General features: G+C 52.8%; 9 protein-coding genes. 8 read left to right on the plus strand and 1 reads right to left on the minus strand.

Annotated features, from left to right (window positions below; all coding sequences use genetic code 11):
• Window positions 1–211 precede the first annotated feature (211 nt).
• Complete coding sequence (locus tag GVI59_RS18160; protein WP_173575458.1) at window positions 212–2335, plus strand: glycosyltransferase family protein; 2124 nt, start codon at window positions 212–214, stop codon at window positions 2333–2335.
• A gap of 241 nt (window positions 2336–2576) precedes the next feature.
• On the opposite strand, the gene GVI59_RS18165 is transcribed toward GVI59_RS18160, so the two are convergent.
• Complete coding sequence (locus GVI59_RS18165; RefSeq protein ID WP_173575459.1) at window positions 2577–2783, minus strand: hypothetical protein; 207 nt, start codon at window positions 2781–2783, stop codon at window positions 2577–2579.
• A gap of 249 nt (window positions 2784–3032) precedes the next feature.
• Here GVI59_RS18165 and GVI59_RS18170 point away from each other — a divergent pair, with 249 nt between their 5' ends.
• From GVI59_RS18170 to GVI59_RS18200, 7 genes are all read left to right on the plus strand, one after another.
• Window positions 3033–3242, plus strand: a complete 210-nt coding sequence (locus GVI59_RS18170; RefSeq protein ID WP_173575460.1) for a helix-turn-helix domain-containing protein — start codon at window positions 3033–3035, stop codon at window positions 3240–3242.
• Between the two features lie 31 nt (window positions 3243–3273).
• Window positions 3274–3624, plus strand: coding sequence for a protein-tyrosine phosphatase family protein (locus GVI59_RS18175; protein ID WP_173575461.1), 351 nt, complete (start codon window positions 3274–3276; stop codon window positions 3622–3624).
• 166 nt (window positions 3625–3790) lie between these two features.
• Window positions 3791–4621, plus strand: coding sequence for a hypothetical protein (locus GVI59_RS18180; protein ID WP_173575462.1), 831 nt, complete (start codon window positions 3791–3793; stop codon window positions 4619–4621).
• Window positions 4618–4818 (plus strand): hypothetical protein, encoded by a 201-nt coding sequence (locus GVI59_RS18185; protein WP_173575463.1) that lies wholly within the window; start codon window positions 4618–4620, stop codon window positions 4816–4818. Before GVI59_RS18180 ends, GVI59_RS18185 begins: the two co-directional genes overlap by 4 nt.
• Complete coding sequence (locus tag GVI59_RS18190; RefSeq protein WP_173575464.1) at window positions 4811–5983, plus strand: hypothetical protein; 1173 nt, start codon at window positions 4811–4813, stop codon at window positions 5981–5983. The genes GVI59_RS18185 and GVI59_RS18190 overlap by 8 nt, the downstream gene beginning before the upstream one ends.
• Window positions 5976–6659 (plus strand): baseplate assembly protein, encoded by a 684-nt coding sequence (locus GVI59_RS18195; RefSeq protein WP_173575465.1) that lies wholly within the window; start codon window positions 5976–5978, stop codon window positions 6657–6659. The genes GVI59_RS18190 and GVI59_RS18195 overlap by 8 nt, the downstream gene beginning before the upstream one ends.
• Window positions 6659–7021 carry a phage tail protein gene (locus GVI59_RS18200; protein ID WP_173575466.1) on the plus strand — a complete coding sequence of 121 codons (363 nt, stop codon included), beginning with the start codon at window positions 6659–6661 and terminating at the stop codon, window positions 7019–7021. Before GVI59_RS18195 ends, GVI59_RS18200 begins: the two co-directional genes overlap by 1 nt.
• Window positions 7022–7163 lie beyond the last annotated feature (142 nt).

The following is a 7163-nucleotide window of genomic DNA, read 5'->3' on the forward strand; positions in this document are numbered from 1 at the left end:
CTGTCTGCATCGGGTTTTCTTATAGCTTACGAAAATTTCTTTTCTACAAAACAGACTTTTTCATAATCTAACCCGATGTACAACCCTTCTGTGAGATTTCCGCGTCGAGACGCTCATTCAAAAACAGGCAGAATTACCTTCTCGTTCAGATCTCACGGCAAGAGTTAGGAATCTCGAAGGTGTAATTTCTCAAAATAGCAATCTTTTAGAAATGAATGAGCAGAAAGTTTCAGTTCTAGAAGAAAAAATATGTAATCTCTCCAAAGAAAAGATTCATCTTCTTGAAATGCTAGCCGATTCTGTAACTGTGAGGAATAATCTATTTCTCTACAGAGACAGGACAAAAGAACTTACTAATATGTGTCGGGATAGGGATCGTGAAATTTCTACCCGTGACGGCCTCATTCACCACCTTAACAGCGAGATACATCATCTCAACGTCCATATCCAGACAATCTCGAGACTTGTCGATGAAAAGGATATTGAACTTGCCACAATCAGGAGTTCTTCGAGCTGGAAAGTGACAACGCCTCTTAGAGGGGTTTCGGTTGGAACGCGCAAAGGAATTACTTTTTCAAAACTTTTTGCCAGAGGTAGGTTCGGTGATATAAAATCCATAATTAAAAGTAGTAGGCTTACTCATAATGCAGATGCGACGACTGCTCTTCTCGCAAGCCCATCCTCTGTTCAGATTGGTAGTGAGGCTTCAGTAACTATTATCGCGTCGAAGCATACTCTTTTTGTTGCCTATATTCTTTCTAGCTCTCTGACGTCACTGGGGTTTGATGTCTCTGTCATGACGGAGATGCCGGAAACGTTCAATTCCCGTTTCTATTTTGTCGTCTGCGCTCAGATGTATGATCGTCTGCCTCCAGCCGAGAGACGGATATGTGTGCAACTTGAGCAATCGAGCATGTCACGCTGGTTTAATGAGAAGTATATTACATGCCTGAAGGAATCCCTGGCCGTCATCGAGTATTCCTCGGCAGGGTTACGCTTTCTTGATGGTCTTGGTGTTTCTTATCCGAAGGTGTTTTATGCCCGTATAGGTGGTATTCCTGACTATCTGAATTACATAAAAGCTTATGGTGTTCAGATCCCCGCGACGGTTAAGGAATATGATGTCATCTTCTATGGTGACACGAACAACATTCGCCGCCAGCGCATTCTTGAAGCAGTATCAAGCAGGTATAACGTCAAGATCATTGATGATCTTTTCGGAGAAGAGCTTTACAAGGAAATCTCCAAGGCGCGGGTCTGTCTAAACATCCATTATTATGATGAGTCCGCGCTGGAAAGTACAAGAATATTCGAGGCACTTTCCATTGGAGTTCCGGTTGTTACTGAAACCTCTCCTGATATTTCAGATTACGATTTCAGTTTATATGGGAACAGTATCGCATTTGCCGATGTCGGGAATGCAGATCAAATTGTTTCCCTGATTGGCCAGATGATAGAGCAGTCCGTCACTGTGCCTCTGGAAGCAAATCGACAGTCAGGCGCAGGCTTTCACTTTTATGTTAGCCGTTTGATGATGGCTATTGGGGCTGTCGACTTTAGGCGAGTTTATTCACAATCAAGGCGTCTGACCGTCTCCACCCCGATTATTGCCCTTAGCATGCCAGAGACCTTTGAGCGCCGTGAGCTGCTTATGAGCCGAATTTCTTCCGACACTTACATCTTCCCTGGGCTACGCGCGACACCTGGTTGGGTCGGGGCTGCATGTAGTTTCAAATATCTGGCGAAAAAGCTCCTTGAGAGTGGCGTTGAACATGCTCTGATATTTGAGGACGATGCCGAGTTCATCGGGGGCATGGGGCCTGAGGAGATACTGGCATTCGCTATGCGAGTAAAAAAGACTGAATGTGATTGGGATGTGTTTTCCGCATTTATCTCTGATCTACACTGTGACACGAAGATATCAGATGTATTTGACTTCGAAACTCATGAGTGTGCCCTCTTAAACCGTATGGTGGGCATGGTTTGCAATGTCTATTCTCGAAAGGCTCTGGAACTGATCGCGCAATGGGATGAGAAAAATGCCGATCTGGATACGAATACGATTGACCGATATCTTGAGGCCTTCGAGGATCTCCGTATCGTCACTACCCTTCCATTCCTAGTTGGGCATAGTGAGATGGTTTCTTCTTCGATGTGGGGAGTGAACAATCTCTATATGAAGGACATGATTGCGTCGAGTTCCAATCTCCTGTTCGAGAAGATCTGGGCATTCAAGGTTGAAAATATTGTTCGATCTTACAGTGCAGACGAAAATACAAAAAAGGGTTCGATCTTGCAGCTAAGAGGTGCGAATCCCCGTCTGAAAATGAGGTAAAGAAAGCGGATTGAACCCGACAGAGAAGTGTGGCCGCGAAATCCTTAAGCTGGCACGTCGCGGCCTTGCGCAGATCTAAAGGGGCGGTAAGGGCCTACTCACGGAAAACGCTTCCCCACGCGCAGCAGAAAGCGCTCGCGTTGTTCGCATCAATATCCCATCACGGGGACGGCATTGTATTTCTCTTCGTAGGATATAAAGACGTCCCCTTATCCCCCAAAGAGATTCATCGCTGATATATTTAAAAATCGCGATTTATATGCTCGCAGGGTTCTGAAGTTACCTGCCTCTCTTTATTCTTTTGGGTACCCTGAGAGCGCCCCAGCACTTTCGCTGCTTCGGCCTCTGCATCATAAAGAGCATAGAGGGTTTCAATCACCTCTATCGCGCCCTCTCGATCGTTTTCCTGGATTTTTTGGTCAGCAAGAATCATCAATTTTTTCTTCACTCTATGCTCCAAAAAATCTGTGAACGAGACGGTAACATACGCGTTATGGCGTCACGCAGATATAAAATGCAATAAAATAACTAGTTTTAACTTAAATGCGAGTTAGTGTGTCTTAATGTATCTGGATTGATCTGGATCATGTCGAAAATCGTAGATTGTGACAATAAAATATATAGCGTGACAATAAAATGTATGTGAAATACATAATATATTGCTACTTTCCAATTAAAGTAAATCGGAAACGTCAACATGCTCGCTAAAAAGATAGGTCAAAATTTAATCCGCATCCGCGAGGAGAAAGGCGTATCGGTTGTTACTCTTGCAAAAGCAATAGCGACACCTGAAAGCCGAATTTTGCAATTTGAGAAGGGGTTGAAGCGTCCGAGCCCAGAAGAAATGTTGGCAATATGCAAAGTCCTAAATGTGAATATCAGTCAGCTCTTGGATGTGGGGGAATAATTATAAGGAGGTTAAGGGATATGTTCCCCTTATGAGACTTCATATTCTCATCCTCGCAGCCTGTCTCCCGCTCCTCGTTTCCTGCGGGCTCGGACCACGCGGCATTTCAGGCTCCGACGCATCATGCGTGCGGCGTGCGATGAAGATTGAGGGGTGGGATTTCGACGGCGCCATGAGCCGGTGCGCGCGGTACACGGATGGCCACACCTACGGGAGTGGCATTGATCCTCTGGCGTCGAAATTAATTCCTTTCGACCTGCGCTCCGACCTGGAATTGCAGGCGATGGCCGAGAATCCAGCAACCAATCCGCAGCGCTGGCCGTATGTGCCCCGCTCGTCAGCAGCCCCGAAGCAGGGCGCGGTGTTTGTGCCGCTGCACTGATTGCGCTTGACGGTCTGCCCGCAGTTATGCGATTGATCGTTTAGTTTGGGTTTCATGCGTCGAAACTGCCATCTCCGGAAAATATGAATGTCACTCAACCTCCATTGAGGCCGCTATCGGCTCAATTGGCAGACTGGGGAGTAGTGCGCCTGTCGTTCTGGACTCTGTGACGCTGACCGGCATGGAAGTCCCGGATGCGCTGGAGATCGGCGGGAAGCAACAGCTTGTCGTTCAGTTTATGATCGGAGGTGGCCTGAACATTCAGGCGCTTGGCAATGATCCGGGGCAGTTGCAGCTTTCAGGTCGCTTCATCGGCCCGAACGCGCAGGCGCGGGCTGAACTTGTCGCGAATATGCGGCGGGCAGGGACGGCAGTTACGTTCTCTGCGGCTGGCCTCGCAGTCAAAGTCAAGATCGCGGAATTCCGCTACAGCTACACGCTGAAAGGCGCTGTCTGCCCGTACACGCTGGTGCTGCAACGCGGCCCGGAAGTCACATCGTCCAGCGGCACATCGTCGTCGTTTCTTTCATCCCTGATCGGCTCTGATGCCGCTGCTGCCGTCACGACTGTCACGGATACGGTGTCCAGCGTCGCCAGTGCTGTGGAAAACACGGTCGGTCAGATCGGGACGGTCGTTGGGCAGATCACGCCGCTCGCCAATCTGGTGGGTGCTGGCTCTGTTATGGGTTCGATTACGAGCCGCCTGAGCGCCGTCACAAGCCTCTCGGACGCGGCCACAAACCTGTCATCCGCGCCGTCCTCTGTGGCGACCATGAGCCAGTCTCTCTACGAGACCGGTTCCGGGCTTTCCGAAACACTCTCACAGGCTGGCGAAAATCTTGAGGGGATCAGCCTGACCAGCGGCAGCGGACTGACGACGGCGCTCCAGAACGCCAACATCGCAACCGCGTCATCTGAGGCTCTGTCATCTGTGAACCGGGCGTCGGTGAATCTCGGCACGGCGACTGACACAACAGTTCAGAGGGCGGCAGCGTGAGCGTTGTGCGCGTGACGGCGGTGGACCGCTCCCTTTTTCACGTTGCGGCTGCTCAGTTGGATGATGCCACGCAGTGGTGGCGGCTGGCGCAACTCAATGGTCTGGCTGATCCGTCGCTTCTACCGTTCCCGACCCCGATACCTCTCACGATTCCGATTGCCGACAGCACATTGACGGACGGTGTGCCGAGTGAGTGACACGAACATCACAGTCACGGCTGCGCGCAGGGGTAGCGACTGGTCCACGCCGCGCTGCCGGTGTCTCGTGAACGGGCTTGAGCAGTCTGGGTTCGGCGTCGTCACGTTAAATCTCCAGAGCACGCGCTACGCTCGTTGCGACACGCTGGATGTGACGTTTTCGTTCGACCCGGCGACAACAATGCCGCCTTACTGGTTTGATGTGGCCGACCCAGCCACAGGCCAGACGCTGCCAGACATTGACGTCCAGTTGCAGATGCAAGACGCCGAAAACGGTGGCGCTCAGTGGGCAACGATTTTCGCCGGTATCCTCGATCACGTCAGCCTGACTCCTCATCGCGGACAGGTGCAGATCCAGTGCCGGGACTATCTCGCCAAGCTGATGGACATGCGCGTTCAGGAAGCGTGGCTGAATCTGACCGGCCCGGAGTTGATGAAGGCGGTAATCACGGCGGCTGGGTTGACGCCCGACGTTCAGTTTTCAGCCGGCATGGAAGGCCAGTTCTGGCAGATCGAACACAAGCGGCAATCATCGCACGGGCAGACGCGATTTCAGACAGCATTTGATCTGGCGCGCTATGTTGCGAATGGCGCGAACTGCGACCTGTATGCGGACGGCAGGACGATCGTTTGTAGGCCTTTCCCGTCTGCAAAATCAGACAATTCGGTGTTCCATTCGCTGAAATACATACCAGCGGATGCGGTAGGCTATCCGGTCATTGCTGCCGTCGATCTTTCGATGGAACGCGATTACCAGACGGCCAAAGGAATCGTCGTTCACTGCATGTCGTGGGACAGTAAGCAACGGATCGCTTCCGAGACCTATTTCTCTGCATTGGGCCCATCCCAAAAGAACGCGCTCCAGAACGGCACGCTTCACAGCTTCCGTTTTCCGGGCCTGAAACAGAAGCAACTCGAAGACAAAGCGGTGATGCTCTACCGGCAGATCGTCGCGCACGAACGCACGATCAGCCTGACTATCCCGGGCAGCATTCATCTTGCTCCGAGGCAGTTTTTCACGCTGGCAGGCACAGGCACGACATGGGACGGCACGCGGGACGTGGACGCTGTGACGTCATCGCTCGACTGGTCTGGTGGCTACACACAGACCGTCACGTTGCGGACGCGGGACACATCGGATCAGGAGGGCGGCGAATATGACTGACCTGATCTCGGAAGTCGCCAAACGTGTTGCGTCTGCAATCAAGGGCACGATTCCACATCCACGCTTCGGACTGGTTTCGGCGGTCGACCCGGTTAACCATGCGGTTAAAGTCCATTTGCAGCCAGAGGATATCGAAAGCGGGTGGATGCCGTATCTGGTCGGCGCTCGGTCTGGCGCTCTCCGGTCAGGATCTCCGCCGTCGATGGGCCAGCACGTCAAGGTCACACCGATCGAGGGCGATCCCGAGCACCTCGTCGCCTCGGCTGATATCCACGACGACATCGTTCAGGCTCCGACTTCACCAGTAACGGGCAAGCCCGCACAACCGGGAGAATGGCTCGTTCGGGCTGGATGTGGTGCGCCGCCGACAACGACAGATGGCCGGTCATCCGGTGAGGCTGACGAAAACGGCGCGTGGTATCACCTGATGGCTGATGCGTTCCACGCGGGGGCAGGCAATGCATCGCTGTCCATCGCGAATGGGTCGATCACCCTGAAGGTCGGCGCGGCGTCATTCACGTTCACCGCTGCCAGCCTCGCGGTTCTCGGTGCGAATATCATGACTGACCAGACTGTCACCGGGCAGACTGACGTGAAAACCTCATCCGTCAGGCTGAACAATCACGTTCATGGTGGTGTGAAGTCTGGCTCTGATGCGACAAGCAGGCCGGAATAATGGCAGTTCTCTCGCACACATTCGGCAGCGATCTCGATCTCGACGCATCCGGCAGCCTCGCGGTTGTGGATGGCGCAACAGAGAGCCAGCAGTCGATCATGCGGCGGCTGTTCACCAATCCCGGCGCGTATCTCTGGCATCTAGATTACGGGGCAGGGCTGCCTCAGGCTGTCGGTCGCTCGATCACTGCCGCCGAAATCCAGGGCGTCGTGTCCGCGCAGATGCTTGAGGAGGATGGCGTCGACCAATCGCAGCCTGTCTCCACGTCGGTCACTGGTGATGCAATCGGTAATTACGACTGCACGATCACCTACACGGACGCCGCAACCGGAACCGTTCAGCCGCTGAGTTTCACTCTCTGACATGACCCTGCAACTGCGATCATTTTCGACGCTGGTCTCCAATGCGGTGACGGCGGCGCAGGGGGCGTGCGCGTCGCTGCTTTCGGTTGGCATCGGGACGCCATTGCGGGCGATTCTGGAATCAGTGTCCGCAATGGGGCTG

Source organism: Acetobacter sicerae (assembly GCF_011516765.1).
GTDB lineage: Bacteria > Pseudomonadota > Alphaproteobacteria > Acetobacterales > Acetobacteraceae > Acetobacter > Acetobacter sicerae.

What these genes read in the sequence shown, in the direction of transcription:
- GVI59_RS18160 (WP_173575458.1), top strand. Translation starts at nt 212, where the DNA reads ATGAATGAGCAGAAAGTTTCAGTTCTAGAAGAAAAAATATGTAATCTC.
- GVI59_RS18170 (WP_173575460.1), top strand. Translation starts at nt 3,033, where the DNA reads ATGCTCGCTAAAAAGATAGGTCAAAATTTAATCCGCATCCGCGAGGAG.
- GVI59_RS18175 (WP_173575461.1), top strand. Translation starts at nt 3,274, where the DNA reads ATGAGACTTCATATTCTCATCCTCGCAGCCTGTCTCCCGCTCCTCGTT.
- GVI59_RS18195 (WP_173575465.1), top strand. Translation starts at nt 5,976, where the DNA reads ATGACTGACCTGATCTCGGAAGTCGCCAAACGTGTTGCGTCTGCAATC.
- GVI59_RS18200 (WP_173575466.1), top strand. Translation starts at nt 6,659, where the DNA reads ATGGCAGTTCTCTCGCACACATTCGGCAGCGATCTCGATCTCGACGCA.